Below are 22,830 nucleotides of genomic sequence, written 5' to 3' on the forward strand. Positions count from 1 at the left end.
CGGGCGAAGCCGGACAAGAAAAAGGCGGGCCCTCGGGTCCGCCTTTTTCTGCTCTGTCGCTGGTTGGTTCGCAGCGTATCAGCCGCCGTGAACGATGCGCACGTAATTGGTGGTTTCGCGATAGGGCGGGATGCCGCCGTATTTGGTCACTGCACCCGGACCGGCATTATAGGCCGCAAGCGCCAGTTTCCAGCTGCCGAAACTGTTGTACATCATGCGCAGATAGCGCGCGCCGCCTTCGAGATTTTCTTCGGGAACACTGGGGTTTACGCCCAGTTTGGCCGCGGTGCCGGGCATAAGCTGCGCCAGGCCCTGCGCCCCTTTATGCGAGCGCGCATTCGGGTTCCAACCGGATTCCTGCTGGACGAGACGCAGGAAAATATCCTCGGGGACACCGTGTTTGCGCGCCATGGCCCGCGCATGCGGCAGGTATTGGCTGCGGCGGTTGCCCTTGTAGGCAGGAACCACGCCGGCAAATTCCAGCTCGCCGCCCGATTTGGTCGAGGTCGAGGCCGGACGCAGGCGCGAGGACCGGTTATATTGCCCCGAGAGGCGCGAATCCATCAGCTTGGTTTGGCGCTCGAACTGCGAGGCGCGCGACTTGCCGCCCTTGTTCGCCAAGCGAAGCCCTTCGGCCGAGGCCGGCACCGCCAGACCAATCAGAACCGTTGAAACAACACCGGCACGCAACAAACGGCCCATGAGTCCTGTCTTGCCGAGATGCATGTGACCGCCCCTCTCACGCTTTACTTTTTTCAGAGACTATACCCGCTCTGTTCTTCGACGCCATGCACGCGCTGGTGAAGGCAGCGACATATCGGCAATATCCCGCCTATATGATCCGCGGCGAAAAGGCTAGACGGATCGCGATTGCCGCCTCGGAACGGGTCGCTAGCACTTGCCGGAGGCCCCGCGCGCGGGCTACATAATCGCCAGCAATTCGCGTGGATATCAGAGGACCGACAGAATGGCAGGCAGTGTAAACAAGGTAATTCTGGTCGGGAACCTCGGTCAGGATCCGGAGGTCCGGAACTTCCCCAACGGCGGCAAGGTCGCCAACCTGCGTATCGCTACGAGCGAAACCTGGAAGGACCGCAATTCGGGCGAACGCCGCGAGCGTACCGAATGGCATACGGTCGCGATCTATTCCGAGCCGCTGGTGCGCGTCGCCGAGCAGTTCCTGCGCAAAGGCTCCAAAGTCTATGTCGAGGGCCAGCTCGAGACCCGCAAATGGCAGGACCAACAGGGTAACGACCGTTATTCGACCGAGATCGCGCTGCGCCCCTTCCGCAGCGAGCTGCATATGCTTGACGGCCGCGGTGGTGCGGGCGGCGGCGGCGGAGCCGGTGGCTCGGGCGGCAATTTTGGCGGCGGCGGTCGTGATTACGACAACTCGGGCTATGACGGTGGCGGCTATGGCGGGCAAAGCTCGGGCGGCCAAAGCTCGGGCGGCGGTTCGAGCCGTCCGGATTTCGACGACGAAATCCCGTTCTGAGCCGGACCGGCCAGCGAGACGATTAAAAAAGGCGCTGTTTTTACGGCGCCTTTTTCTTTGCCCCGACGCGGGGGAGGGCATCACTCGGGCGCAGTGCCGGATGCAGACCCAACATGATGCTGCAAAAGACAAAGGGCGACCCGAGGGCCGCCCTTTCCATTCCGCTCCGCGCTGCTTTCGCGATCAATCCGCGATCATCAGCGGCGGCGGGGTTTTCGTCAGTTTCGGTGCCTCGGGGCCGGCGATGTCGAGGACCGGCTTGTCGTTCTCGATCCGGACGCGGACCACGCCGCCTTTGGTCAGACGACCGAACAGGAGCTCTTCGGCCAGAGGCTTCTTGATATGCTCCTGGATCACGCGGCCAAGCGGACGCGCACCCATTTTGTCGTCGTAACCCTTTTCGGCCAGCCAGTCGGCCGCCTCGGGGGTGAGGTCGATATGGACGTTGCGGTCGATCAGCTGGGCTTCCAGCTGGAGGATGAACTTGTCCACCACCTTGATGATGACCTCGCGCGACAGGGCCGCGAAGGAGATGATCGCGTCCAGACGGTTGCGGAACTCCGGCGTGAAGGTCCGCTCGATCGCGGCCGTATCCTCGCCCTCGCGTTTGTCGCGGCCGAAACCGATCGCGGCTTTCTGCATATCCGATGCCCCGGCGTTCGAGGTCATGATCAGGATCACGTTGCGGAAATCCACCTGACGACCGTTGTGGTCGGTGAGTTTCCCGTGGTCCATAACCTGCAGCAGGATGTTGAAGACATCGGGATGCGCCTTTTCGATCTCGTCAAGCAGCAGCACGCAATGCGGGTGCTGGTCGACGCCATCGGTCAGCATGCCGCCCTGATCGAAGCCGACATAGCCCGGAGGGGCACCGATCAGACGGCTGACCGCGTGTTTCTCCATATATTCCGACATGTCGAAACGCAGAAGCTCCACGCCCAGAGCATCGGCCAATTGACGCGCCACCTCGGTCTTGCCGACGCCGGTGGGGCCAGCGAAGAGGTAGTTGCCGATCGGCTTTTCGGGCTCGCGCAGACCGGCCCGCGCCAGTTTGATCGCCGAGGACAAAGCGTCGAGCGCCGCATCCTGACCAAAGACCACCCGTTTGAGGGTTTTCTCCAGATCTTTCAGCACCGCCGCATCATCCTTCGAGACATTCTTCGGAGGAATGCGGGCGATCTTGGCGACGACCGCCTCGATCTCTTTGGTGCCGATGGTTTTGCGGCGCTTGCTTTCCGAGACCAGATGCTGGGCGGCACCGGCCTCGTCGATCACGTCGATCGCGCTGTCGGGCAGCTTGCGGTCGTTGATGTAGCGTGCGGCCAGCTCGACGGCAGTTTTGATCGCGTCATTGGTATAACGCAGGTCGTGGTGCTGTTCGAAGCTGGTTTTAAGCCCCATCAGGATCTTGATCGCGTCCGGAACCGAAGGCTCGTTCACGTCGATCTTCTGGAAGCGACGGGCGAGGGCGCGGTCCTTTTCGAAGTGCTGGCGGAACTCTTTATAGGTGGTCGAGCCCATGCAACGCAGCTTGCCGCCCGACAAGGCGGGTTTGAGCAGGTTCGAGGCATCCATCGCGCCGCCAGAGGTCGCGCCCGCACCGATCACGGTGTGGATTTCGTCGATAAAGAGGATGGCATCGGGATGCTCTTCCAATTCCTTGACGACGGCTTTCAGCCGCTCCTCGAAGTCGCCGCGATAGCGGGTGCCGGCCAGCAGCGCGCCCATATCGAGCGAGTAGATCGTCGACTTCGAGAGCACCTCGGGGATTTCGCCGCGGGTGATTTTCAGCGCGAGGCCTTCCGCAATCGCGGTTTTGCCCACGCCGGGATCGCCCACCAGAAGCGGGTTGTTCTTGCGGCGGCGCGACAGGACCTGAATGCAGCGGTCCACCTCGTCGGCGCGGCCGATCAGCGGATCGACATCGCCTTTGACGGCTTTCTTGTTCAGATCGACGCAGTATTTCGCAAGCGCGGTTTCTTCCTTGTTGCTGCTCGCCTCGACCTGTTCCTGTTCGGTGGAATCCTCGGCCCCCTGAATGGAGCGGGTCTCCGAGAAATCGGGGTTTTTGGCGACGCCATGGGCGATGAAATTGACCGCGTCGTAACGGGTCATATCCATCTCCTGCAGGAAGAAGGCGGCGTTGGATTCACGCTCGGCGAAGATGGCGACGAGCACGTTGGCCCCCGTCACCTCGGTCCGCCCCGAGCTTTGGACATGGATGGCCGCGCGCTGGATCACGCGCTGGAAGGCCGCAGTCGGCACAGCCTCCGAGCCTTCGACATCGGTGACCAGCGTCGACAGGTCGTCGTCGATGAATTCGACGAGCATCCGGCGCAGTTCGGTCAGATCGACATTGCAGGCCTGCATGACCTTGACCGCATCGGGTTCGTCGGTCAGCGCAAGCAGAAGGTGTTCGAGGGTTGCCAGCTCGTGATGGTTTTCATTTGCCAGCGCGAGGGCGGCATGAATGGCTTGTTCAAGCGAGGTCGAAAAAGAGGGCACGACTTTTGCTCCTGTCAGTCGGCTGGCGGGTATGGACCCGTGTTCGGGCCACCTGTCCAGACTGTCATCGTAATGTTAAGAATTGGTGGAATTCTTGGGAATTCAAGTGATATCGGGGCCGTGAAGTTCCAAATTCGTATCCGATGAGCGAGAAGTGATCGTCCTGACCCCAGAGTGGCGTCATTGGGGCTGGCGCTCAAGTCGTTCAGAAGTCGTCCTTCATCTGTCTGAGGCGGGCGAAAACCGCGACATCTTCGGCATTTTCCATCCCGAGGCTCTGGCGCAATTGGGTCACACGCAAGAAGGGATTTGTCGCCCGCTCCTGGGCCAGAGTGGCCGCGGCGCAAAGCTGGTTTCCGGCGACCGTATCGGCCAGCCTTTGTTTGAGGGCATCATTCCCGGGATCAACCGAGAGGGCGAAAGCACCATTGCCGCGGCAATAGTCATGTCCCGAACAGATCAGCGTCTCTGCCGGCAGGGCATCGAGACGCGAGAGGCTGCCCCACATCATCTCTGCGGTCCCCTCGAAGAGGCGGCCGCAACCGATCCCCATCAGGCTGTCGGCGGTAAAGGCCAGCGCGGATTGCGGCAGATGGATGGCGATATGGCCGATGGTATGGCCGGGAACATCGATGATTTCGGCATGCTCGCCGCAGATTTCAAGGGGCGCGCCGGGGCTGGCCGCAAGATCGAGCGGCGGCAGGCGGTGGGCATCGGCGGGATTGCCCGCGACACGCGCCCCTGTGGCTGCGACGATCTCGGCAGTGGCCTGTACGTGATCGGGGTGGTGATGGGTCAGAACGAGCAGGTCGAGGCCCCAGCCGCGCGCGGCGAGCTCGGCCAGAACGGGTGCGGCCTCGGGGGCATCGATCAGCGCGGTCCGGCCGTTGCCGTGGAGGATCCACGCGAAGTTGTCGGTCAGGCAGCGGACGGGCACGAGTTCCAGCGGCATTGGCAAATCCTTTTCCATGGCGCACAAATCGGGGTGGCTTCCCTGAACGGCACGGTGCAACGTTCACGGTGATTGCCGCAGGTTGCAAGGGGCGCGATGCATCAAGATGTCATCGACCTGAAAGGGTTTTATTACTCCCGTGCTCTCGGGCGGGTTGTGCAGCGGATCCTGCGCGACCGCATGCTCCAGCATTGGCCGGCCGAGCAGGTCGCGGGGATGACGGTGGCGGGCTATGGATTCGCGGCACCGCTGCTTCGGCCCTATGTCGCGCCGGCGCGGCGGGTCACGGCGCTGATGCCGGGGCCTCAGGGCGTCATGGCCTGGCCCGCGGGCCTGCCGAATCACAGCGTGCTTTGCGACGAGGGGGCCTGGCCCCTCGATACCGGCAGCGTCGACCGGCTGGTCATGCTCCATGCGATCGAGGTTGCCGATTATCCGCCCGCGCTTTTGGAGGAGGCCTGGCGGGTGCTCGGTCCCGGCGGGCGGATGCTCGTCATGGCGACCAACCGCACCGGACTCTGGGCGCGTTCCGAGGCCACGCCTTTCGGCTATGGCCGCAGCTTCACTCTGGGCCAGCTCGAGGCGCAGGCGCGTTCGGCGGGCTTTGTGCCCGAGCAATCGGGTGCCGCCCTCTACATTCCGCCGTCGGACCGGCGTTTCTGGCTCAAAAGCGCGCAGATGTGGGAGAGGGCAGGGGCGCGGATCTCGCGGCTTCTGGTCGCGGGCGTCGTGGTCGCGGAGTTTTCCAAACAGGTGCCCGCACCGATCGGCAAGGGCAAGCGGCTGCGCATGCCCAATCCGCTCGGCGTTCTCGAAGGGATCGGGCGTCCCAAACCTGTGCGGGAGGGGGCGTTGCGACAAGATGCCTCACCCGTTAGCGCCACCGGACGCGCCTTACCCCCGCGATAGGCCAAACTTAGGGCGCAGACAGACAATTTTCCGTGCTCAAGTCGGTTGCGGGGTGCCTGATCTGCTGCTAGAGACGCGCATGATTTAGGGGAAGGACGAAGCCGACCCCGTGAACCGGCTCTGCCACAGACCACCCGCGAGGGGTGGCCCGTCGCGGAGCTTGCGCAACCGGAAGGATGACCGTGGCAAATTCCGCTTCGATTTCCGCTGATATCGCCGGACGCTATGCGCAGGCACTGTTCGATCTCGTCAAAGAGTCGGGCGGGATCGATGCATTGTCGTCTCAGGTGGAAGGTCTCGCGGCCGCGCTCAAGGAGAGCGCCGAGTTGCGTGACCTGATCGTATCGCCGATCTATACCCGTGAACAGCAGGAGGGCGCGATTGCCGCCCTTGGCGAAAAGATGGGTTTCGCACCCGCTTTCGTCCACACGCTGCGCCTGATGGCGCAGAACCGCCGTCTGTTCACCCTGCCGCAGCTTGCAGCCCGTCTGCAGGCCCTGATCGCTGAGGCCCGGGGTGAAGTCACCGCCGATGTCGTCAGCGCGCAGGAGCTTTCGGCAGAGCAGAAGAAGCGTCTGACCGACACGCTTGCCGAGAAATCGGGCAAGACGGTCAAATTGAACACTCGCGTCGATGAAGGGCTCATCGGCGGGATGATCGTCAAGCTGGGATCGCAGATGATCGACAGCTCGATCCGCTCCAAGCTCGCATCCCTTCAGAATTCCATGAAAGAGGTCGGATAATGGGAATCCAGGCAGCCGAAATTTCGGCGATCCTCAAGGATCAGATCAAAAACTTCGGCCAGGACGCCGAAGTGGCCGAAGTCGGCCAGGTGCTGTCCGTCGGTGACGGTATCGCCCGCGTCTACGGCCTCGACAAAGTTCAGGCCGGCGAGATGGTCGAATTCCCCGGCGGCGTCCGCGGGATGGTTCTGAACCTCGAGACCGACAACGTCGGTATCGTGATCTTCGGCGACGACCGTCAGATCAAAGAAGGCGACACCGTCAAGCGCACCCGCTCGATCGTGGAAGTTCCGGTCGGCAAAGAGCTGCTCGGCCGCGTTGTCGACGGTCTGGGCAACCCGATCGACGGCAAAGGTCCGATCAACGCGACCCAGACCCGCGTCGCAGACGTCAAGGCTCCGGGCATCATGCCGCGCCAGTCGGTCCACGAGCCGATGGCAACCGGCGTGAAGTCGGTTGACGCGATGATCCCCGTCGGCCGTGGCCAGCGCGAGCTGATCATTGGCGACCGTCAGACCGGCAAGACCGCTCTGGCTCTGGACACCATCCTCAACCAGCTGAGCTACAACGGCCGCGAAGCGGACGGCATGAAGACGCTGCACTGCATCTACGTCGCGATCGGCCAGAAGCGCTCGACCGTTGCGCAGCTGGTGAAAAAGCTCGAGGAAACCGGCGCGATGGCTTACACCACCGTCGTCGCGGCAACCGCTTCGGACCCGGCTCCGATGCAGTACCTCGCACCTTACTCGGCAACCGCAATCGGCGAATACTTCCGTGACAACGGCATGGACGCGCTGATCATCTATGACGACCTGTCCAAACAGGCTGTCGCTTACCGCCAGATGTCGCTGCTGCTGCGCCGTCCGCCGGGACGCGAAGCTTACCCGGGCGACGTTTTCTACCTGCACTCGCGCCTGCTCGAGCGTTCGGCAAAGCTGAATGCGGATCATGGTTCGGGCTCGCTGACCGCTCTGCCGATCATCGAAACCCAGGCAGGCGACGTTTCGGCCTATATTCCGACCAACGTGATCTCGATCACCGACGGCCAGATCTTCCTTGAAACGGAACTGTTCTTCCAGGGCATCCGCCCCGCCGTGAACACCGGTCTGTCGGTGTCGCGCGTTGGTTCGGCCGCACAGACCAAAGCGATGAAATCCGTCGCCGGTCCGGTCAAACTGGAACTCGCACAGTACCGCGAAATGGCTGCCTTCGCGCAGTTCGGTTCGGACCTCGACGCCGCGACCCAGCGCCTGCTGAACCGTGGTGCGCGTCTGACCGAGCTGATGAAACAGCCGCAGTACTCGCCGCTGACCACCGCCGAAATCGTGATCGTCATCTATGCCGGCACCAAAGGCTATCTGGACGCTGTTCCGGTCAAGGAAGTCACCGCTTGGGAGGCCGGTCTGCTGCAGTTCCTGCGCACCCAAAAGGCCGATCTTCTGGACGATATGACCAAGAACGACCGCAAGATCGCTGGTGATCTGGAAGCAGCGATCAAGTCGGCGCTGGACGGTTACGCCAAGACTTACGCCTGAGGGAGGGATAGATGCCCAGCCTCAAGGACTTAAAAAACAGGATCGGAAGCGTTAAAAACACGCGGAAGATCACAAAGGCGATGCAAATGGTCGCTGCCGCCAAATTGCGCCGTGCGCAGGATGCGGCAGAGGCTGCACGTCCTTATGCCGACCGCATGGCAGCAGTCATGACCGGCCTGACGGCAGCAGCAGCGGGGTCCTCTTCGGCCCCCAAGCTGCTCGCCGGCACCGGTAGCGACAAACGCCATTTGCTGGTCGTGCTGACCTCGGAACGCGGTCTTGCAGGGGGCTTCAACTCCTCCATCGTCAAGCTCGCGCGCCAGCATCTGATCGAGCTTCAAGCCCAGGGGAAGGACGTTTCGATCCTGACCGTCGGCAAAAAAGGCCGCGAGCAGCTGCGCCGCGATTACGGCTCGCTGATGATCCACCATGTGGATCTGAGCGAAGTGAAGCGGATCGGCTACGAAAACGCGCGTGAGATTGCGGACGAGATCCTCGACCGTTTCGATCTCGACGGTTTCGACGTCGCGACTCTGTTCTATAACCGCTTCCAGTCGGTTATCAGCCAGATCCCGACGGCCCGCCAGATCATCCCGGCTGTTGTGGAAGAAAACGATTCGGTCGATAGTGCCGCATCGGCCCTTTACGAGTACGAACCGGGCGAAGAGGGCATTCTTGCCGAGCTTCTGCCGCGTTCGATCGCAACGCAAATCTTTGCCGCGCTGCTCGAGAATGGTGCTTCGGAACAGGGCGCGCGTATGAGCGCCATGGACAACGCAACGCGGAACGCGGGCGATATGATCGACCGTCTGACCACCGAGTACAACCGCTCGCGTCAGGCTGCGATCACCAAGGAACTGATTGAAATTATCTCGGGCGCCGAGGCGCTCTGACCGGTAGGGGTAGTCACATGGCAGAGGCCAAAGGTAAAATCACGCAGGTGATCGGCGCTGTTGTCGACGTTCAGTTCGACGGCACGCTTCCTGCGATTCTCAACGCGCTTGAGACCGAAAACAACGGCAAACGCCTGGTTCTGGAAGTTGCCCAGCACCTCGGCGAAAACACTGTGCGCACGATTGCTATGGACGCGACCGAAGGTCTGGTCCGTGGCACCGGCGTGTCCGACACCGGCGCACCGATCTCGGTTCCGGTCGGCGACGCGACGCTCGGCCGCATCCTGAACGTCGTCGGCGAGCCCGTCGACGAGCGTGGTCCGGTCGCATCGAGCGACACCCGCGCCATCCACCAGCCCGCTCCGGACTTCGCCCAACAGGCGACCAGCTCGGACATTCTGGTGACCGGCATCAAGGTTATCGACCTGCTCGCACCCTATTCGAAGGGCGGCAAGATCGGTCTCTTCGGTGGTGCAGGCGTCGGCAAGACCGTTCTGATCATGGAACTGATCAACAACATCGCGAAAGTGCACTCGGGTTACTCGGTGTTCGCGGGCGTTGGCGAACGGACCCGTGAAGGCAACGACCTTTACTACGAAATGATCGAATCGGGCGTTATCACGCCGGACAACCTGGAAAACTCGAAAGTGGCCCTTGTTTACGGCCAGATGAACGAGCCTCCGGGAGCGCGTATGCGCGTTGCTCTGACCGGCCTGACGCTGGCGGAACAGTTCCGTGATTCGACCGGCACCGACGTTCTGTTCTTCGTCGACAACATCTTCCGCTTCACGCAGGCCGGTTCGGAAGTGTCCGCACTTCTGGGTCGTATCCCGTCCGCAGTGGGTTACCAGCCGACGCTGGCCACCGACATGGGCGCGATGCAGGAGCGCATCACCTCGACGAAGAACGGCTCGATCACCTCGATCCAGGCCGTCTACGTTCCGGCCGACGACCTTACCGACCCGGCACCGGCAACGACCTTCGCCCACCTCGACGCAACCACGGTTCTGTCGCGTGCGATTTCGGAACTCGGGATCTATCCGGCCGTCGACCCGCTCGACTCCAACAGCCGCATCCTCGATCCGGCGGTTGTCGGCGAAGAGCACTACCAGGTTGCCCGCGACGTTCAGGGTATCTTGCAGAAGTACAAGTCGCTGCAGGACATCATCGCCATTCTCGGCATGGACGAACTGTCGGAAGAAGACAAACTGACGGTGTCGCGCGCTCGCAAGATCCAGCGCTTCCTGTCGCAGCCCTTCGACGTGGCGAAAGTCTTCACCGGCGCGGACGGCAAGCAGGTTCCGCTGGAAGACACGATCTCGTCGTTCAAAGCGGTTGTCGCCGGCGAATATGACCACCTCCCCGAAGCAGCCTTCTACATGGTTGGCGGCATCGAGGAAGTGAAAGCCAAAGCACAGCGTCTCGCTGCTGAAGCAGCGTAAGGAGGTCAGGCATGGCTGACACGATGCAGTTCGACCTCGTCTCGCCGGAACGGAACCTCATGTCCGTCGCCGTGCGCGAGGTTCGCCTGCCGGGCAGCGAAGGCGACCTGACGGCGATGCCCGGCCACGCGCCGGCCATCGTCAACCTTCGCCCCGGCGTGGTCACCGTGATCGCGGCGGATGGGGCTGAAACCGAATTCGCCGTCACCGGCGGTTTCGTCGAGATCAACAACGAGGGTGTCACCCTGCTGGCGGAACGCGGCATGCCGTGTTCGGAAGTCACGCAAGGCATCTTCGACGATATGATGGTTGCCGCCTACCGCAAGGTGAAAGCGGCCGAGGGCAAGCGCATGACTGCGGGCGAAGAATTCGTCACCGCAGCGGTCAAGCTCTTGGGCGACATGGAAGCTTTGGGCACACATATCGGACTTGATCCGAACCAGGCCACAATCCCGGATTGAACCGGAGAAAATTAATCTATAAAGGGGCTCCGGATTGCCGGGGCCCTTTTTCGTTCGGTGGATCCTCGTTCTATCAATAAGCCTGACTGTGGGAGTATGTGGTGAAACGGATTAGCGATGCTGCTGTCGGCGTCCAGACGGGGATGGCGCTGATGTTCTCGGCCTTCGAGGACGGAAGCGAGATGTGGACGGGCGAGGGCCCGCGCGTCGTCGTCCAGCATGTCTCTTTCGACGAACGCTTCCTCCAGCCACCAGCGGTCCATGTTTCGATCTCGATGTGGGATATGGAGGGCTCGGCCAACCAGCGTGCCGATATCCAGGCGGTGAATGTCAGAAACGAGGGTTTCGACATCCAGTTCCGTACATGGGGCGATACGCGGGTCGCGCGGATCCGCGCTTCATGGATGGCGGTGGGCGGGGTGCCTTATCACGACAACTGGGACGTGGCCTGACGCGTTCCTTTGCAGAGCAAAGCCCGCGCGCGGGCCTTTGTCCGGCCCCAGCGCGTCATGAGGCGCGCCTGTGCTCAGGCGCGCTCGAGATTGACGGCGATCAGCCCCGCGACTTCGGCGGGATGGGTGATCGGCAGCATATGGCCGGCATCCGGCACGCTGGCGCGTCCGACATCCTGCATCCGTTCGGCCAGAGCATCCGCGATCTTGCCGATGGCTACGGGCGATTTCTCTCCCATGACGATCAGCACCGGCGCATCGATCCCTTCGAGCCCGCCGGCGCGCAGGATGTTGGCCGAATCATGGACCAGCACATCATTGACCGCCATGGCGATCGAGAGCTGGCGCAGGCGGCGCGCGTCGAGGGACGGATCGGGCAGGGTGGAGGGGCCGCTGTCGCTCGGCATGCCCCAAACCGCCAGAAAATCGGCCAAAGCATCCTGTGGCGCGCCAGCGGCAACGGCGTCGTTCATCCGCGAAAACAGCGCCAGCTGCTCGTCATCGGGGGCTGCGGCGAAAAGGACCGGCTCGATCAGGGTCAGGCTGCGAACCGCCTCGGGGGCGCCGACCGCGATGCGCAGGGCGACGGTTGCGCCGAAACTATGCCCGATCAGATCCAGCGGCCGGTCGATCAGCCGCGCCACCTCACGCGTGGCGGCGGTGTGGTAATCCAGTCCCTCGGCCACCCAGTCGGCTGCACGGCCGTGACCGGCAAAATCAGGCGCGCGCAGATCGATCTGCCCGCCCAGTTGCCGCGCGATCGGCCCCCAGTAAGAGCCGGTGCCCATCATGCAATGGAGCGCCAGCGCGGGCCGGTCGGGATCGCCCTCCCAATGCCGCAGGGGCAGGGAGGAGTTTGCCGTCTCCTGGCTCATGCGAGGGTCGCGAGGTGGTCGTCGAGGAAAGACAGGTGGTCCTGCCCCCAGAAACGCTGGTCGGTCTCTGTCACGATATAGAAGGGCGAGCCGAAGACGCCTGCATCGACGGCCTGCTGGAGGTTGCGGCTATAGACTTCGGCGCCGGTCAGCAGGCCGCTGTTGGCGAGCTCGGGATCAAAGCCGTGCTTGCCCAGAATGTCGCGGATGGTGGCGTCGTCGCTGATGTCGCGGTCCTCGACCCAGATCGCGGACATGAATCCGTCCACCAGCCCCGCAAGGTCCCCGCCGCCCGCAAGCTGCGCCGCGATGATCGCATAGGAGGCCGGCGCCATGTTGGCGCCGCGAAAGAGCGGGGATCCCAGCATCGGCACGCCGAGCCGCTCGCTCCAGCGTTTGAGGTTCTGCACGCCGTATTCCAGCCGTGCCGCAACCCGATTCTCGCGGCGCGTGCCGCCGGTCCGGTCGAAGAGCTGCGCGATATCGAGGGGCTTGTAGGTCACGCTCGCGCCGTGTTTTGCCGCGATTTCGTCGAGGCGGCGTCCGGCGAGGTAGCTCCAGGGGCTATGGACAGCGAAGTAATAGTCGATATGCGGCATTCTCAGGCCTCCAGGGTTTGCGGGCAAGCTACTCGGGTGATAAGCGGAGCGCAATCGCGCCAAACCCAACGGAGTCTGCCATGCCGGCTATGACCGAACCCAAGCTGATCGCGGGCAATGCCAACCGATCGCTTGCCAATTCCATCTCCCGTCGCATGTCGATGCATCGCGGCATGAATGTCGCGCCGATCGAAGCTCGGGTCGAACGGTTCAACGATCAGGAGATCTTCGTCGAGGTCTACGAGAACGTTCGCGGCGAGGATATGTACATCATCCAGTCGACCTCGAATCCGGCCAACGACAACCTGATGGAGCTGCTGATCATGACCGACGCGCTCAAGCGTTCGTCGGCTGCCCGCATCACCGCCGTCATCCCCTATTTCGGCTATGCCCGTCAGGACCGCCGCGCCAAAGCCCGTACGCCGATCTCGGCCAAGCTGGTCGCGAACCTGCTGACCGAAGCCGGTGTCGACCGCGTTCTGACGCTGGATCTGCACGCAGCCCAGATTCAGGGCTTCTTCGATATTCCGGTGGACAACCTTTACGCCGCGCCGATCTTCTCGCTCGATATCCTCCACCACTTCCGCGACAAGCTGAACGACGTCATGGTGGTTTCGCCCGACGTCGGCGGTGTGGCCCGCGCCCGCGAGATCGCGCAGCGCATCGGCGCGCCGCTCGCGATCGTCGACAAACGCCGCGAGAAAGCCGGTGAAGTCGCCGAGATGACCGTGATCGGCGACGTGACCGGCAAGACCTGCATTATCGTCGACGACATCTGCGACACGGCAGGGACGCTGTGCAAAGCCGCCCAGACCCTGATCGACGGCGGCGCGACCGAGGTTCACGCCTATATCACTCACGGCGTTCTGTCGGGCCCGGCAATCCAGCGCGTCGAATCCTCTGTGATGAAATCGCTGGTGATCACCGATTCGATCGAGCCGACCGAAGCGGTGAAGAATGCGCGCAATATCCGCATCGTCCCCACCGCCCCGATGTTTGCCCAGGCCATCCTCAATATCTGGAACGGCACTTCGGTCAGCTCGCTCTTCGAGCTAGAGACCCTCGGCCCGATCTACGAAGGCCTTTATCACGCCGATTGAGGCGTATTGCCGAGGCGGGGCAGCTCGATCTTGGGACAACGGTCCTCGATCACCTTGAGCCCCGCCTTGCGCGCTTTGGCGGCGGCTTCGGCATGGGTAATGCCGAGCTGCATCCAGATCGAATGGAGGCCCGGCAAATGCGTCAGGGCCTCGTCGACCACCGCAGGCACAGCCTCGGCGCGGCGGAAAATATCCACCATATCAACCGAAATTTCCGCGGGAATCGATTTGAGATCGGCATAGACCGGCTCGTCGAGCATCGTCGTTCCGGCATGGCCGGGGTTGATCGGGATGATTCGGTAGCCCTGTGATTTGAGGAAACGTGCGACGCCCCAGCTCGGCCGGTCCTCCTTGGGTGACATGCCGACAATGGCAATGGTGCGCGCCTGCTTCAGCACGCTTGCGATATCCGCATCGCTGTTTGGGTCGCTCATAAGATCTCCTCCCATTTCTGGTGGACGCTCTGTCGCATAGAAAAAGCGCCCGGTCGAGTAAATCGCCGGGCGCAGTCGCGGAACGAGGGACAGTGATCAGAGCAAGACCGTTCCGTGGTCATGCTCACTAATTAAATTAGAACTGTTGCGTAAAAGTTCCATAGCACTCGCGAGAAAGTGAGAATTTATCGCGATTCACCAGCATAGGTTGCTTCCGCAGCCCGCAAGAGCTGTTTGGGATCGCGGCGCAGCCGGTCGCGGGCAGCCGCCGAACGCGTCAGATAGGTGCGCTGTTCGATGATGACGAAGAAACGCGGATCCCCCGGTTCGGCGCGTCCTTCGGCCATGGCGATGACGCAATTGCCGTCGAGGGCAGGCGCATAGGCGCGCGGATCGGCCTCGAATGAGGCGCGATTCTCTTCCGACGAAAAGTGCCAGGCCATGCCGTGCCATAGCGTGACGATATTGCCCTGACCGGGCACGGCCTCGCCTTTGGCGCGGTAGGCGACCGGATCCATGCCGTTGAGCGCCCAATCCTGCGCCGATGCCGTCACGGGCAGCAGGCAGGATGCGGCGGCAAGGGGAATCGCGAAACGACGACGACGAATCATGGCAATCCTTGGACGGGCTATAGCGTCGGAGCTTGGGTGGACCACTAGAAGGGGAGGGGAGGCCGCGCCGTCGGCGCCGCTCTCCCGCTTTCACGCAAGTGGCATGCCGCGCGGCGATTCTCAACACGCGCGGCCTGCCAATGCCGTTGAAGTGACAATCGGCCTCAGCCGCGTGATGCGGAATAAAGCGCGATTGCCGCCGCATTCGAGACGTTGAGCGAGCCGAAATCGCTGGCATAGGGAATGCGCGCCAGCTTGTCGCAGGTCTCGAGCGTGCGTTCGCGCAGGCCGGGGCCTTCGGCGCCCAGTACCAGACAGATGGCGCGGCCCTTGATCGGCTCCAGCACCTCCGAGAGGTCTTCGGTCGCGGTACCGTCGAGGCCGATGACGATATAGCCCATGCCCTGCAGTTCGATCAGCGCATCGGCAAGGTTGACCACGCGCAGATAGGGCTGGCGCTCGAGCGCGCCCGAGGCGGTTTTGGCCAGAGCGCCGGTTTCGGGCGCGGAGTGACGGGCAGGTGCGATGACGGCCCGCGCGCCGAAAACCTCGGCCGAGCGCAGAATCGCCCCGATGTTATGGGGATCGGTCACGCGGTCCAGCGCGACCAGCAGCGGCTTGCCTGCACCCTCGAGCGCCAGATCGGCCAAGGAGCCCCATTTGAGCGGCTTGACCTCGAGCGCGGCGCCCTGATGCACGCTTTCGGGCGGCAGGGGGACATGTTTGTCGAAGGTGCGGGCATCGACGATCTCGGGCGAGACGGCAGCGGCCGCTTCGGCAGGGATCTCTCCCAGACGGTCGAGCGCATTTTGCGTCACGACGAGGCGAATCTTTTCGCGCTTGGGATTCGCCAAAGCGTCCCGAACCGCATGCAGACCGAACAACCAGACCGTTTCGGCGGCTGCGGCACGCTTTGCGCGCTCCTTATCAATGACCCAGGTCGGCTTTTTCGCCTTCTGCGGGGGGTGGCTCATGGCAATATTCCTTACACTTTGCCCCTTCCTGCGACGAAGGGGCAAAGTTCGCAACTAAAAATGGAATTCGGCCCTTGACCCCCCCAGTGGCTGCGGCTACTTACCCCCCAGCGTCGGGCGACGTGCTGCAAGGTGCGGCAGCGGACTGTAACTCCGCCGGGGAGACCCATGCCTGGTTCGATTCCAGGGTCGCCCACCACTTTCCTTTCAATAGGTTAGCTGGTGATCTTCAAGCTCAAGGGGAGCGTGAAGTCCCGACGTGTAAGCAATAAGTAACCACCGTAGATAGAAGCTCAGTTGGACGCTTGAGCGGGACTGGCGGCGGCCTAGCCGTATGGCTCCGTGTGAAACTCGCGTTTTTCACGTCATCACGGAGCTGATCGCGGTTCACTAGAGGCAAGCCGTCTGCACTTCGCAAGCTCGCGTCTTGACACATTCATATTTTGCTAGCATTTGCGCGCTAGCATGGATTTACTCGATCGAAACCGTCTGCGATCGTCTCGAGCCAACAAGGAGGGGGTTCATGGTTGAGGAGCGCGCTGCCCGCCCGCGGTGGCAGTTGGCAGCTGAAACGGCAAATAATCTAACGGGTAAGCTGAAGTCTCCGCCTGTTCCCGTTTATCAGATCGCCGAGCAATCCGGCGTCGATGTTGTGTTTGCAGACTTCGGCCCCCATGCGGCGACTGTCGCCGGCTTTTGTGATTTTGAGAACGCGAAGCTCTACGTCAATCGCGACGATCGGTCCGAGAGGCAGCAGTTTACGATCGCCCACGAGCTCGGACATTGGTTGCTGCACAAGGAACTTTTCCTAACAGACCCGGCGCGTTACCCCGTGCTTCCAAGGTTCGCTCACCCAGATCGCGACAACGTGTATGAAAAAGAAGCCAACTGTTTTGCGGCCAACCTACTGGTGCCGGAAAGACTGCTTGCGCCGATCAAGAAAGCTCCCGTTCAAGATCTAGCTCGAGCGTTTGGGGTCTCCCCAACCATGATGGGATACCGCATCAGGAATGTCTAACGAGCACGAGACTAGCCAGCACAGCGAGCCGTCCACGGCGGCCTCTGACAACGTGATAGACTTCGACTCTCTTGGTGCAGATTCTCATTTCGACGTGAAGCTTCCGACGCTTGACGAGCTGCTTAAGCAGTTTGAGCACGCAACCCCTGACGAGGTTAAGGACAGATGGGAAGATGAGGCAGCTTATGCGAACGATTTTGAGGTTCGCGCGGCAGATTCTGAGCGAGCTTGGGCGCACCTTAAAGGCCTGCAAGACCATTACAGATACAAGGGCACTTGGTCCAAGTTTCTTATGCGGGTTCTTGGCGGAATGATTGTGTTCCAATGGATTCTGCTCTGGAGAGTGGGCGCTGGGGCTTGGGATTTTACTGAATACCAATGGTTGCTCCCCATTCTTCTTGTCCAAAACCTCGGCCAAATTATTGGTCTGGCCTTCATCGTAGTGAAGTCCCTCTTTAAGGACCTGGATCCCCGCCAGTAGGGTACCTTCAATCAGCTTCTATGAAGTTGTCGAAAGCTTGTTCCGCGTCCCCGTAGCCGCCGATTTGCTCGTTGACGATGTTGGCCAGATGCGGAATTCGCAAACCCCATTTCCGGAGCAGTCGGCGGCCCATAAGCTCGGCGTCCCGCGGGTTGTATTTGCGCAGCAGGCTAGCGGCCAAGGAGGGGTCGTCCATGGCCTTGGTCATCAGCTCGTTGACTGCCGCGGCTTGAACCTTCGAGGACCGGCCCCGGATCCAGCCCGAGAGAAGATGGATTCCCGCGATCGGCTTGGAGATCTGCCCCCGCGACACGCTGCGCAGCGTCGAGGCGACAGACGTGGCGGTCAATGCCGGATCGGTTTTGCCCTGCAAGCTGATAGACGCGGTTCCGGAGGACGCCGGCGGCTTTGCCCGCAGCGCACTTTCACTGTCTATCAGCGCCGCGCCGATTTCGCGCAGTTGCTCTAGGTGCTCCCTCTGCTTGGGACCGGACCATAGTTCGTCCATCACCGATTGAACTTTCTTGTTCGTCAGGAAGCCGTCGAGCACGCGGCCATTCCACACGGTGTTGCCGGCGGCGTCGTGCGCGCTGTTCGTCGTTGTGCGTGCCAAGTCCTCAAAGAACGCGGCGCGCGCATTCCGAAGGTTCTCGGGCGATCGGCCCGCGGTATCGAGAATTTCTTTGATGTCGTCGCCGGGGCGCGCCGATTTCCAGACGCCGCGCATCGCATCCGCGACGCCGGTGTCATCATGACGGGTGAACTTACCCACCGGCGTATTGGTGCCTTGCCCGTAGCGCGCCTTCTGCACACGGGCAAAGTCCTCGGCTTGATCCAATGCTGTCTTGCTGGCGCCGGCGGCCTCCAGCCCGGCGCGTACGTCCGGAAAATCACCCACAGCATAGGCCCGATCGGCAAAGAAGCGGTTAAGAGAATCTTGATTTCGCATCGCGCCAGCGTTCTGGGCATCGGCCAATATCTGGTCGCGCACGGCGGCGCGGGTTCCTTCGCGGTCGCCGACCAACCGCATCGTGTCGCGATAGGGTGTCTCGCCTCCGGTGACGCGCGGGCCGATCGTCTCGGCCGGAAGCCGGTCGCGCCCGCGGGCGGTTGTGCCAAGGATGCGCGACGGCAGGTTGCCGTCCTCGAAATCGGCCGCCACTCCGCGCCGCAGTTCGCGGGCCTGAGCGTCCAACGCCCGCGTTTCGGGAGACATTGCGTCGTCGATCGTGCTGCGAAGCTCGTCGGACAGTTGCGACAGCGTGCGGTGCTCGGGCGCGCGGCCGGCGGCCAGGGCTTCGCGCTGGCGGGTCGTGAGGCCGTGCCGCAACGCCAGTGCCTCGGATAGCGGGATCTCGGTCGGCGGGGCATCTTGGGGGCGCAGGATGGGGGCGCCGAACATATCCACCAACCCCGTTTCTTGGGGCGCGGAGGCCGTCTCCGGCGCCAATTTGCGCGCGCTGTCCATAATGTCGGCGGGGACATAGGCTTCGCGTTCGTAGGTCGTCAGCTCGGCCGCTTTCTTCTGCAAGGCTTCATGAGGCGCCCCCGCTTCGATGCGGTCGCCCGCCATGGCCGCGTCTCTCGCGTCATAAGCTCGACGGTACTCGGCAGAGCGATCCTCAAACAGCGCGCCAAGATCATCGCGGATCTGCTGGCCGCGGTCGACCGGCTGCATGCGCGGGCGCACGATGTCGAGGGCTTCGTCCAGCCGACCTCGCGCAGTGCGCGCCGCTGTCTGTGCGGTGTCGATCGCGTCGTTAGCTGCATTGCGGACCGAGGACAGGAAAGTCGCGCCGTCGCCGTCAGGCACCAAGTTCCGGATGAAGTCGCCGACCGCTGCCGTATTGCGTTAGCGACGCACGCCGGCCGCGCCGGGGGCCATGCGAAGGCGCAGCCGGACGCAAAACAGAAGTACCGAGGCCGCAAGCCAAGTTTTAACCGGTCACAGTTCGACACGGTTCTCGATATGATCAGCTCGGGGGCGGGGCTGTCTGAAATCTCCAAAGCTACCGGCCTCTCCCGCGCGGTCATATGGCGCATCAAAGGCGACCCCTCGGCTTCGGATGCGATATTGCAAGCTTGGGAGCGGTGATGCCCGCCGGAGATTTAAGTCTGCCCCGCTGTGACCGATGCTAGGCGGGGGCCGTTCCCCGTCTCGGCGAGGCGCCCACGAAGCCTGGATATGAGCGCCACTGTTTCCCCGTCTGTCAGCTCTTGCGCGCATCGCTCGAGGATTTCGGAGGGAGACAGCAAGGTGAGCTGTAACACCGCCTCGGCAGCTCTGAGCTTTTCCGCATTGGTAGCGTTTTCATCGACAAGGACCTGCTCCAAGGTGTCGATGCTTTTTGACAGAGCGGAATCTTTGGTTTCCATGTGCGACCTCATTCAAAAATGTCGGGAAGCGCGGAGGGCATATGCTCGACGAGCTTTGCCCCTTGCGCCAAATAAACCTGCCTCGCGCGCAACTCCAAGATGCGGTCGTCTAATTCTTGCCGCGTCATGTCTTCGGGGTTCTTGACGACCCCCGCGGCTCCCGCGCCCAACGTGTGCAACAACGTGACTTTTATCGCGCTGATCTTGTCGGCATTTTTAGCGCTGGGATCGGTCAGAATGTTGCGCAGTCCATCGATCGAAAGAGGAACTAGCTCGTCCATCATCCGGTCGCGCGGGTTTCGATCGTTCGTCATCTAAAAATCTCGCATTCCTCGCGGCCGTCCTCGACCATTTGTTCGGTTTGCTTCGTCAACTCTTTCTGCATGGCCTTTAGATCGGTGATCCGGTCGAGAAGCGCCCGCATTTCGGCAGAGGGCTCAGAGCGGGCGTGTGCGGCCCCTCGCGCCCGGATCTCGGCGTTCTGCTTCCGCTGCTGCTTGCGCGCCTCTCGGGCCTCTGGCGGGCCAGGAGTGTGGCTCTGACGCCAAGCTCGATACTGCGCCTGTTCCTCGGCCGTCATCTTTGCGAGGCGCTGGGCGCGCTGCTTTGCGCGCCTTTCGAGCGTTCCCATTTTCGCGGTTGCCTTGTCTGCGTTCGCCGGCCTCGTGATCCGGTGCCAATCCTTGCCCTTCGGGGTCTTCCCGCCGTGATAGCGACAGCGGCCGTTTTCCATTGCTGTCTGAGCGCACGGGAGGCCGGCTCTCTTTGTCGTAGCGCCGCATTTGGGAAGGAGGTGCCGACGCGCGTTGTAAGCGCGAAGGGCCCGCCTGCCGGCCTCAATGGTCACCGGCGATGTCCTGCGTTTTCCTTGAATAGCCACAACTGTGCGTCCCGCTAAGCCTGAAATGAGTAATGGAGCGTTGAGGTATCATAATACTACTGTCGGCGCTCCTGCGACAGTTCATTCAGAGATTTCTAAAACTTTTGCGCGTGCGCATCTTCTTAGGCGAAGGTGCCGTTCTGTTCGGCAGAAGCCTGCCGCGCGTTTTTTCAAGGGCGGCGAGGCGCTTCAAAATTCCATTGCCTCCCTCCGCCGCAACATACAGCGCGCCACTGCGCTTTGTTTGGTTTCCGGCCCAAGGCGAGCCGTTCGCGACGGAGAACGCTAGATCCAGGACCACGAAGGTTTTCCCCACGTTGCTTGGACCGTAGAACACCGAAACCGCGCCGACATCGAGCCATCCGTCCACCAAAGGCTCTACGCTGTCGTCTAGTGCGCAGGCTACGGCTTCGGCAAACGTCATAACAGACAGGCGGCGCCGTCCCGAAGCCGGCTCGTCCAACGTCTCGTCGGCCTTATCGACAACGGAGAACCAGACAGACGGGTCCATTACAGTGGCGGCCGACTCTGCCTTGCCCCAATCGCGGCCAAGCTCGCGCACGACTTTTTCTCGGCCGTAACGGTGCATGTTCGCGAAGCGCCAAATTCGCGCCAACGACGCATAGTCTTCGGCGTTGTAGCCCCCTTGAGCCTTGAGAAGGCCAGCGAGTTTGATCCGGTATTCCGAGCCAGACGGGTTATGGTGATTGATCTCTCCGCTATTCCAAAGACGCGCCAGACGCCCGTCTGCCTGTTGATCTGCTTCGAAGCGTTCACGCAGTTCGCTGGGGAGGTCGAGGTATTCGTCGCCATGATCAAACCCAGAGCACTCAATTTCGGCAATGGCTGCGGTTATAGATGCGTCATTGTCCGATGATGGCTTTTGCACGGGCCGAATCGCGGCCTCGATTTCTGCAGCGCTGGCGCGCAGATCGCTCCGCATTGCGATCTGCGCCTTTCGCTGTTGCCGCCCTTTAGCGCGCTTCGCTGGGCTAGGGATATTATCAGGGCCAGGCAGTCGCAGAAGACGATCAACGTTTTGCACATTATCTCCGCCCAGCGCTACCGCCAGACCGCGGCCGTGACTCTCCGCCCATTCCTGCGTGTCGGGCGTCATCGGCATTTTGTTCGACAGCACGGCCAGCGCCTGGAAGCCTCCCCCGCTATCGACGATGACACCAAAGGGCACAGTTGAGCCTTGCAAGCCCTCGAGAATGCGGGCGCGCTCTGTGTCGAGGTCGACGCCAGAAGCCGGGTCGATATCCGCGCACAGCGCGCGCACAGCGATGATATCCGCTTTTGTCGGCTTGCGAGACCCGAGGCTCTCTCTGACCTCATTCACCGTATAGTAGATGTTCAGACGCCCCGCTCTGGCGTCGATCCACTGCGCCAATTCGACAGGGTCGGCCTTGACGAACGTGTGCGCTTCGACAGGGCCGGCCTCCGGATCCATGGCTACAAGATTGTGGGTCCCGCTGGGGTCAAGCCATGTCAAGAATTCGGCGCCAATATACCCAGCCGAAGGCGGCGCGTTTTCCTTTTTCTCAAACGTCACGGAGGTCATGCGTGACGCCCCCAAAGCCCGAGACGCTTCAAGTCGGCGATCTCGGCCGACACCTGCGCGACAAGCGGGTCGGCGGCGGTCATGAGCTTCGCGGGAGCCGAAAGAGGCGTCCCGGAGACGTGCGCCGCCACAGGCAGGCTCGTGACGCTGGACAGCGCGGCCAGAGCAACGGCGGCGCAAAAGCGGCCGTTCTCTTCGTCGCCGTCATAGCTGACGATCCACGGACGCGGCTCGCCAGCCGCGAGAGGCGAGGCCGGCATCCAAACGTCAGCGATGCCGGCGTAGCAGCAGGGATGATTTTCGAGATAGGTGCGGATCAAGCTTTGCTCGGTGGAGACGGGCGCGTCGGAAAACGTCAGCCGGAGCTGCGCAATCCGTTGGGAATCCATGCGGTCGAAAAACGACAACTTCAGCGTGCTTCTGGCGCGGTATCTGGCTTGCGCCTCTGCGTTAGGATTTTTCATTCTTGCCTCTTTACTTGCGGGCAAGAGCGTGTGTCGCTATTGTTTTTCTAGGTCACCACCAGATTTA

25 protein-coding genes and 1 tRNA gene are annotated in these 22,830 nt (G+C 62.1%); 12 read left to right on the forward strand and 14 right to left on the reverse strand.

Annotation, left to right across the window (positions count from 1 at the left end; translation table 11 throughout):
* Nucleotides 1-78 precede the first annotated feature (78 nt).
* On the reverse strand, nucleotides 79-702 hold the full coding sequence (locus tag ACFFUC_RS04810) for a lytic transglycosylase domain-containing protein (RefSeq protein WP_377684038.1): 624 nt from the start codon (nucleotides 700-702) through the stop codon (nucleotides 79-81).
* A gap of 265 nt (nucleotides 703-967) precedes the next feature.
* Here ACFFUC_RS04810 and ssb point away from each other — a divergent pair, with 265 nt between their 5' ends.
* Nucleotides 968-1,495: a single-stranded DNA-binding protein gene (gene ssb / locus ACFFUC_RS04815; RefSeq protein ID WP_377684039.1), complete on the forward strand. Its 528-nt coding sequence runs from the start codon at nucleotides 968-970 to the stop codon at nucleotides 1,493-1,495.
* Nucleotides 1,496-1,678: 183 nt separating this feature from the next.
* Here ssb and clpA read toward each other — a convergent pair whose 3' ends face one another.
* Both clpA and gloB read right to left on the reverse strand, forming a co-directional pair.
* Nucleotides 1,679-4,000: an ATP-dependent Clp protease ATP-binding subunit ClpA gene (gene clpA / locus ACFFUC_RS04820; RefSeq protein WP_377684041.1), complete on the reverse strand. Its 2,322-nt coding sequence runs from the start codon at nucleotides 3,998-4,000 to the stop codon at nucleotides 1,679-1,681.
* Between the two features lie 205 nt (nucleotides 4,001-4,205).
* Entirely contained in the window at nucleotides 4,206-4,952 is a 747-nt protein-coding gene (gloB, locus tag ACFFUC_RS04825; protein ID WP_377684042.1) for a hydroxyacylglutathione hydrolase, read from the reverse strand.
* A gap of 96 nt (nucleotides 4,953-5,048) precedes the next feature.
* Between gloB and ACFFUC_RS04830 the strand changes: the two genes are divergently transcribed.
* From ACFFUC_RS04830 to ACFFUC_RS04860, 7 genes are all read left to right on the forward strand, one after another.
* A complete protein-coding gene (locus tag ACFFUC_RS04830) occupies nucleotides 5,049-5,861 on the forward strand; it encodes a class I SAM-dependent methyltransferase (RefSeq protein ID WP_377684044.1) in 813 nt (270 codons plus the stop codon).
* 182 nt (nucleotides 5,862-6,043) lie between these two features.
* Nucleotides 6,044-6,604 carry a F0F1 ATP synthase subunit delta gene (locus ACFFUC_RS04835; RefSeq protein ID WP_377684046.1) on the forward strand — a complete coding sequence of 187 codons (561 nt, stop codon included), beginning with the start codon at nucleotides 6,044-6,046 and terminating at the stop codon, nucleotides 6,602-6,604.
* On the forward strand, nucleotides 6,604-8,139 hold the full coding sequence (atpA, locus tag ACFFUC_RS04840) for a F0F1 ATP synthase subunit alpha (protein ID WP_377684047.1): 1,536 nt from the start codon (nucleotides 6,604-6,606) through the stop codon (nucleotides 8,137-8,139). Before ACFFUC_RS04835 ends, atpA begins: the two co-directional genes overlap by 1 nt.
* A gap of 11 nt (nucleotides 8,140-8,150) precedes the next feature.
* Nucleotides 8,151-9,032: a F0F1 ATP synthase subunit gamma gene (locus ACFFUC_RS04845; RefSeq protein ID WP_377684049.1), complete on the forward strand. Its 882-nt coding sequence runs from the start codon at nucleotides 8,151-8,153 to the stop codon at nucleotides 9,030-9,032.
* A gap of 17 nt (nucleotides 9,033-9,049) precedes the next feature.
* The gene (gene atpD / locus ACFFUC_RS04850; protein WP_377684051.1) at nucleotides 9,050-10,474 is read left to right on the forward strand and encodes a F0F1 ATP synthase subunit beta; all 1,425 of its coding nucleotides are present in this window, start codon (nucleotides 9,050-9,052) and stop codon (nucleotides 10,472-10,474) included.
* Nucleotides 10,475-10,485: 11 nt separating this feature from the next.
* On the forward strand, nucleotides 10,486-10,935 hold the full coding sequence (locus tag ACFFUC_RS04855) for a F0F1 ATP synthase subunit epsilon (protein WP_377684053.1): 450 nt from the start codon (nucleotides 10,486-10,488) through the stop codon (nucleotides 10,933-10,935).
* Between the two features lie 101 nt (nucleotides 10,936-11,036).
* Nucleotides 11,037-11,387 carry an H-type lectin domain-containing protein gene (locus ACFFUC_RS04860; protein WP_377684055.1) on the forward strand — a complete coding sequence of 117 codons (351 nt, stop codon included), beginning with the start codon at nucleotides 11,037-11,039 and terminating at the stop codon, nucleotides 11,385-11,387.
* 74 nt (nucleotides 11,388-11,461) lie between these two features.
* Here ACFFUC_RS04860 and ACFFUC_RS04865 read toward each other — a convergent pair whose 3' ends face one another.
* Entirely contained in the window at nucleotides 11,462-12,262 is an 801-nt protein-coding gene (locus ACFFUC_RS04865) for an alpha/beta fold hydrolase (protein WP_377684057.1), read from the reverse strand.
* Nucleotides 12,259-12,861: a 2-hydroxychromene-2-carboxylate isomerase gene (locus ACFFUC_RS04870; protein ID WP_377684059.1), complete on the reverse strand. Its 603-nt coding sequence runs from the start codon at nucleotides 12,859-12,861 to the stop codon at nucleotides 12,259-12,261. The genes ACFFUC_RS04865 and ACFFUC_RS04870 overlap by 4 nt, the downstream gene beginning before the upstream one ends.
* A gap of 80 nt (nucleotides 12,862-12,941) precedes the next feature.
* Between ACFFUC_RS04870 and ACFFUC_RS04875 the strand changes: the two genes are divergently transcribed.
* Complete coding sequence (locus ACFFUC_RS04875; RefSeq protein ID WP_377684061.1) at nucleotides 12,942-13,961, forward strand: ribose-phosphate pyrophosphokinase; 1,020 nt, start codon at nucleotides 12,942-12,944, stop codon at nucleotides 13,959-13,961.
* Here the strand turns inward: ACFFUC_RS04875 and ACFFUC_RS04880 are convergent.
* The 3 genes from ACFFUC_RS04880 to rlmB all read right to left on the reverse strand — a co-directional run bounded on the left by ACFFUC_RS04880 (nucleotide 13,949) and on the right by rlmB (nucleotide 15,980).
* Nucleotides 13,949-14,395 (reverse strand): CoA-binding protein, encoded by a 447-nt coding sequence (locus tag ACFFUC_RS04880; RefSeq protein ID WP_377684063.1) that lies wholly within the window; start codon nucleotides 14,393-14,395, stop codon nucleotides 13,949-13,951. The two genes, ACFFUC_RS04875 and ACFFUC_RS04880, sit on opposite strands and share 13 nt — an antisense overlap.
* Nucleotides 14,396-14,580: 185 nt before the next feature.
* Nucleotides 14,581-15,006: a YHS domain-containing (seleno)protein gene (locus ACFFUC_RS04885; RefSeq protein WP_377684065.1), complete on the reverse strand. Its 426-nt coding sequence runs from the start codon at nucleotides 15,004-15,006 to the stop codon at nucleotides 14,581-14,583.
* A gap of 164 nt (nucleotides 15,007-15,170) precedes the next feature.
* The gene (rlmB, locus tag ACFFUC_RS04890) at nucleotides 15,171-15,980 is read right to left on the reverse strand and encodes a 23S rRNA (guanosine(2251)-2'-O)-methyltransferase RlmB (protein ID WP_377684067.1); all 810 of its coding nucleotides are present in this window, start codon (nucleotides 15,978-15,980) and stop codon (nucleotides 15,171-15,173) included.
* A 115-nt stretch (nucleotides 15,981-16,095) separates the two neighbouring features.
* Here rlmB and ACFFUC_RS04895 point away from each other — a divergent pair.
* The 3 genes from ACFFUC_RS04895 to ACFFUC_RS04905 all read left to right on the forward strand — a co-directional run bounded on the left by ACFFUC_RS04895 (nucleotide 16,096) and on the right by ACFFUC_RS04905 (nucleotide 17,479).
* Nucleotides 16,096-16,179, forward strand: a tRNA-Tyr gene (locus tag ACFFUC_RS04895).
* Between the two features lie 324 nt (nucleotides 16,180-16,503).
* Nucleotides 16,504-16,998, forward strand: a complete 495-nt coding sequence (locus ACFFUC_RS04900; protein WP_377684069.1) for an ImmA/IrrE family metallo-endopeptidase — start codon at nucleotides 16,504-16,506, stop codon at nucleotides 16,996-16,998.
* Complete coding sequence (locus tag ACFFUC_RS04905; protein ID WP_377684071.1) at nucleotides 16,991-17,479, forward strand: hypothetical protein; 489 nt, start codon at nucleotides 16,991-16,993, stop codon at nucleotides 17,477-17,479. The genes ACFFUC_RS04900 and ACFFUC_RS04905 overlap by 8 nt, the downstream gene beginning before the upstream one ends.
* 7 nt (nucleotides 17,480-17,486) lie before the next feature.
* On the opposite strand, the gene ACFFUC_RS04910 is transcribed toward ACFFUC_RS04905, so the two are convergent.
* From ACFFUC_RS04910 to ACFFUC_RS04935, 6 genes are all read right to left on the reverse strand, one after another.
* Nucleotides 17,487-19,292, reverse strand: a complete 1,806-nt coding sequence (locus ACFFUC_RS04910; protein ID WP_377684073.1) for a hypothetical protein — start codon at nucleotides 19,290-19,292, stop codon at nucleotides 17,487-17,489.
* A gap of 296 nt (nucleotides 19,293-19,588) precedes the next feature.
* Entirely contained in the window at nucleotides 19,589-19,855 is a 267-nt protein-coding gene (locus tag ACFFUC_RS04915; RefSeq protein ID WP_377684074.1) for a hypothetical protein, read from the reverse strand.
* Between the two features lie 8 nt (nucleotides 19,856-19,863).
* Nucleotides 19,864-20,169 (reverse strand): hypothetical protein, encoded by a 306-nt coding sequence (locus ACFFUC_RS04920; RefSeq protein WP_377684076.1) that lies wholly within the window; start codon nucleotides 20,167-20,169, stop codon nucleotides 19,864-19,866.
* Nucleotides 20,166-20,486 carry a hypothetical protein gene (locus ACFFUC_RS04925; protein WP_377684078.1) on the reverse strand — a complete coding sequence of 107 codons (321 nt, stop codon included), beginning with the start codon at nucleotides 20,484-20,486 and terminating at the stop codon, nucleotides 20,166-20,168. The genes ACFFUC_RS04920 and ACFFUC_RS04925 overlap by 4 nt, the downstream gene beginning before the upstream one ends.
* 334 nt (nucleotides 20,487-20,820) lie before the next feature.
* Complete coding sequence (locus tag ACFFUC_RS04930; protein WP_377684080.1) at nucleotides 20,821-22,299, reverse strand: AAA family ATPase; 1,479 nt, start codon at nucleotides 22,297-22,299, stop codon at nucleotides 20,821-20,823.
* On the reverse strand, nucleotides 22,296-22,763 hold the full coding sequence (locus ACFFUC_RS04935) for a hypothetical protein (protein WP_377684082.1): 468 nt from the start codon (nucleotides 22,761-22,763) through the stop codon (nucleotides 22,296-22,298). Before ACFFUC_RS04935 ends, ACFFUC_RS04930 begins: the two co-directional genes overlap by 4 nt.
* Nucleotides 22,764-22,830: the final 67 nt, after the last annotated feature.

It is taken from the genome of Paracoccus cavernae (assembly GCF_042430175.1).
In the GTDB taxonomy this organism is placed as follows: domain Bacteria; phylum Pseudomonadota; class Alphaproteobacteria; order Rhodobacterales; family Rhodobacteraceae; genus Paracoccus; species Paracoccus cavernae.

Excerpts from the sequence above, each read along its gene's own strand:
- ACFFUC_RS04920 (WP_377684076.1), bottom strand. The coding sequence starts at position 20,169 with ATGACGAACGATCGAAACCCGCGCGACCGGATGATGGACGAGCTAGTT.
- ACFFUC_RS04900 (WP_377684069.1), top strand. The coding sequence starts at position 16,504 with ATGGTTGAGGAGCGCGCTGCCCGCCCGCGGTGGCAGTTGGCAGCTGAA.
- rlmB (WP_377684067.1), bottom strand. The coding sequence starts at position 15,980 with ATGAGCCACCCCCCGCAGAAGGCGAAAAAGCCGACCTGGGTCATTGAT.
- ACFFUC_RS04875 (WP_377684061.1), top strand. The coding sequence starts at position 12,942 with ATGCCGGCTATGACCGAACCCAAGCTGATCGCGGGCAATGCCAACCGA.
- ACFFUC_RS04930 (WP_377684080.1), bottom strand. The coding sequence starts at position 22,299 with ATGACCTCCGTGACGTTTGAGAAAAAGGAAAACGCGCCGCCTTCGGCT.
- ACFFUC_RS04935 (WP_377684082.1), bottom strand. The coding sequence starts at position 22,763 with ATGAAAAATCCTAACGCAGAGGCGCAAGCCAGATACCGCGCCAGAAGC.
- ACFFUC_RS04905 (WP_377684071.1), top strand. The coding sequence starts at position 16,991 with ATGTCTAACGAGCACGAGACTAGCCAGCACAGCGAGCCGTCCACGGCG.
- ACFFUC_RS04865 (WP_377684057.1), bottom strand. The coding sequence starts at position 12,262 with ATGAGCCAGGAGACGGCAAACTCCTCCCTGCCCCTGCGGCATTGGGAG.
- ACFFUC_RS04880 (WP_377684063.1), bottom strand. The coding sequence starts at position 14,395 with ATGAGCGACCCAAACAGCGATGCGGATATCGCAAGCGTGCTGAAGCAG.
- atpD (WP_377684051.1), top strand. The coding sequence starts at position 9,050 with ATGGCAGAGGCCAAAGGTAAAATCACGCAGGTGATCGGCGCTGTTGTC.
- ACFFUC_RS04830 (WP_377684044.1), top strand. The coding sequence starts at position 5,049 with ATGCATCAAGATGTCATCGACCTGAAAGGGTTTTATTACTCCCGTGCT.
- atpA (WP_377684047.1), top strand. The coding sequence starts at position 6,604 with ATGGGAATCCAGGCAGCCGAAATTTCGGCGATCCTCAAGGATCAGATC.
- ACFFUC_RS04810 (WP_377684038.1), bottom strand. The coding sequence starts at position 702 with ATGGGCCGTTTGTTGCGTGCCGGTGTTGTTTCAACGGTTCTGATTGGT.
- ACFFUC_RS04870 (WP_377684059.1), bottom strand. The coding sequence starts at position 12,861 with ATGCCGCATATCGACTATTACTTCGCTGTCCATAGCCCCTGGAGCTAC.
- gloB (WP_377684042.1), bottom strand. The coding sequence starts at position 4,952 with ATGCCGCTGGAACTCGTGCCCGTCCGCTGCCTGACCGACAACTTCGCG.
- ssb (WP_377684039.1), top strand. The coding sequence starts at position 968 with ATGGCAGGCAGTGTAAACAAGGTAATTCTGGTCGGGAACCTCGGTCAG.
- ACFFUC_RS04925 (WP_377684078.1), bottom strand. The coding sequence starts at position 20,486 with ATGGGAACGCTCGAAAGGCGCGCAAAGCAGCGCGCCCAGCGCCTCGCA.
- ACFFUC_RS04855 (WP_377684053.1), top strand. The coding sequence starts at position 10,486 with ATGGCTGACACGATGCAGTTCGACCTCGTCTCGCCGGAACGGAACCTC.
- ACFFUC_RS04915 (WP_377684074.1), bottom strand. The coding sequence starts at position 19,855 with ATGGAAACCAAAGATTCCGCTCTGTCAAAAAGCATCGACACCTTGGAG.
- ACFFUC_RS04845 (WP_377684049.1), top strand. The coding sequence starts at position 8,151 with ATGCCCAGCCTCAAGGACTTAAAAAACAGGATCGGAAGCGTTAAAAAC.
- ACFFUC_RS04885 (WP_377684065.1), bottom strand. The coding sequence starts at position 15,006 with ATGATTCGTCGTCGTCGTTTCGCGATTCCCCTTGCCGCCGCATCCTGC.